General features: G+C 54.9%; 2 pseudogenes. Both read left to right on the top strand.

The features are described 5' to 3' along the window. Positions 1-418: 418 nt before the first annotated feature. Positions 419-868, top strand: a pseudogene (locus HMPREF2559_RS13460) (helix-turn-helix domain-containing protein); the annotation flags it as partial. Between the two features lie 19 nt (positions 869-887). Beyond that, positions 888-2,107: pseudogene (locus HMPREF2559_RS12280) on the top strand (IS30-like element IS1513 family transposase). The last annotated feature ends 8 nt before the right edge of the window (positions 2,108-2,115 follow it).

Genomic DNA, 2,115 nt, shown 5'->3' with positions numbered 1-2,115 from the left:
GAATGATGACTTGATGCTTTCTACCCTAAAGGTATGCGCACGACGATAAACCTCCCGCCGAAACTCCTTGAAGAAACGAAGGTCCAAGCCAAAGCCAACAATGTCACTTTGAGCTCATACGTCGAAGAGGCGGTCCGCGCTGCCCTCAAGAAGGAAGCCCGCATCAGTACCGAAGACACCCCCCGTTAACCTGCCCTCCTTCGATTGCGGCGGACCGGCTCTAGTTGATCTCAGCAACAAAGAAGCTGTGTGGGCGGTACTCGATGATCATTCCTGATGTCAACATTCTCGTTTATGCCTTCCACTCCGCTGCACCGCAACATAAACCCGCTCAACAATGGCTAAGTAGTGCTCTAAATCGGCATGAAACAATTGGACTCCTGGATGTTGTGGCAACGGGCGTGCTGTCAAGGGGTGAATGCGCCACTTCGACCGGGAGGTAGTTGTGACGCGTTGGACTCCGAAGGATGTTAAGGATGCTGCTGTTGAGCGCGTGGTGGCAGGCGAGGCAGTTAGCCTGGTCGCGCGTGATGTGGGTGTAGGCCCCGAATCGGTTTACGGTTGGTTGAGGGTAAGAGGTGTCGAACCTCCAGGCAGGCGTGCGAGTCGTTTGCGTGATCCGTTTGTCCGTGAGGCTGTTGGGTTGGTGCGTGCAGGTATGTCGATCAGTCAAGCAGCACAGACTGTTGGAATATCGACTGGCTTGCTTCACAGCAGGTTAAAGAAAGCTGGTGTAATCGAAGTGCGGCCTAGACGCGCCCACTTGTCACCTGATGAACGTGCCCAGGCCGTGGAGCGAGTGCTTGCTGGTGAGAGCTGTCAGACAGTGGCTGATGCTATCGGTGTGCATCCTTCTACCGTGTATGGGTGGATAAGGAAGCAGCGGTATGCGAAGTTACGCCGGCAGCGACATCGTCGAACGCCTGATGAGGCGGTGGTGTCTTTGCCAGATACAGGCAAGAAGCTGGGTAAAGATTCTGTTATGCCAGCACCGATGAAAACTCAAGCCGTTGATGGATTTCCTAGCGGCGTATTCGACAAACACGCCTTAGTAGGGCGTGGTCGCAGGCTTACTGTTGAAGACCGTGTTGCTATTGAAGCGGGATGTCGTGTCGGTGATTCGGCACGAGCCATCGCGCAGAAAATAAATAGGCACCACAGTGTCGTCGCTCGTGAAATCACCCGTAATGGTTGGAAGATCGTCGATGAGGACGGCACAGAGCAGCTGCGGTATAACGCCCACAACGCTGCTGTTTCTACTGCTGGTCGGATGGTGCGGCCAAAACTACGCAAGCTCGATGAAAGCCCAACGCTTCGGGGTGTAGTAGTCGATTGCCTTGCCCGCAGGTGGTCACCTGGGCGCATTAGTGCATGGCTTGAGCATGCTTTCAGCGATGATGAAAGCATGCGTATTTCCCACGAAGCGATCTACAGTGCCTTATACATTCAAGGCAAAGGCAGCCTGCGAGCCGAGCTTGAAGAAGTCATGAAGACTAAAGACGTACTTATCCGCGGCGGCTCAACACGCAAGCGTCGTGCCCGAAACGCTGGCGTGTTAACCGGTCGCCCTTGGATCAAAGGTGCTGAGATCACCCACCGCAGCCCGGAAGCTGATGACAGGGCTATTCCCGGGCACTGGGAGGGCGACCTTGTTATTGGTAAAGGTGGCAAAAGCGCGCTGATTACCCTAGTAGAGCACACCAGCCGTTACACCCTGCTTGGACACCTTCCCGATGAGCACAGTTCACACACCGTGGTCGCAACCCTGCAGGACATGGTCAAAGACCTCAACACCGAGCAGCTAAAGACCATCACATGGGACCAAGGCGCAGAAATGGCTGTCACAGCACAAGTCCAGATTAAAGACGGCTGCCAGGTGTTTTTCTGTGAACCGCACTCACCGTGGCAGAGACCAACCAACGAGAACACCAACGGCGAGATCAGGCGCAGGTTCTACAAAAAGGGCACCGACTTTGCCACCGTCACACCCGAACATGTCGCGTGGGTGCAAAATGAGCTCAACGAAACACCCCGACAAATCCTCGGCGGCGCAACCCCACGTGAAATACTTAACGAACTATTCAAGCGTGGCGCATCCACCGCTTGATTCCGCCC

The sequence above is a fragment of the Corynebacterium sp. HMSC072G08 genome, assembly GCF_001809185.1.
In the GTDB taxonomy this organism is placed as follows: domain Bacteria; phylum Actinomycetota; class Actinomycetes; order Mycobacteriales; family Mycobacteriaceae; genus Corynebacterium; species Corynebacterium phoceense.
This window is presented reverse-complemented; position numbering and strand designations above follow the sequence as displayed.